A 557-nucleotide genomic window follows, 5' to 3' on the forward strand; every position below is an offset into this window, starting at 1 on the left:
CCCTATATAAGAGTAATGCAAAAGAGCAAACTACCCGAGCAGAGTAGGCAACATAAATAGAGAACCCTAGTGAATAAAGCACAAATGATAGAACTAATGACAAAATCATAATTACAGAAACGGTAACTTGATATTTTTGCAGCCTTCCAACTGCATATATTGCAGTAATATATGGCCCAGACAACGCATCTATAAGTATGTATACAACAACTATTTTTATCAGACCTTCAAGATATGGTGGTGCCTGGGAAAGCCATAAATTTATAATTACTTTAGTATCTACGAAAACAGGAATTGCCGAGATCAATACAATACACGCAGTCAGCTTGCAGCATAGTTTAATTAATGAGGCAACCTCCTGTGTTTGCAATATCGACTGTTGCTTTATAATTTGTGGGTTAAATGCTGTTTGAAGAGTTCCTATTATTCTATTAAAAGCCACCATTATTTGTTCAGCTAACCAGACAGAGCCATTTGCAACGACACCTACAAAGAAATAAGTCAACAGGGCTATACCTTGCGATAAACCAACAACGCTCAATGAACCAATCATTGAC

At 36.6% G+C, this 557-nt stretch carries 1 pseudogene; it reads right to left on the reverse strand.

The window, feature by feature from the left end:
- Window positions 1-557, reverse strand: a pseudogene (locus tag J1785_RS00330) (hypothetical protein); the annotation flags it as partial.

The organism is Rahnella perminowiae (assembly GCF_019049755.1).
Lineage (GTDB): Bacteria > Pseudomonadota > Gammaproteobacteria > Enterobacterales > Enterobacteriaceae > Rahnella > Rahnella perminowiae.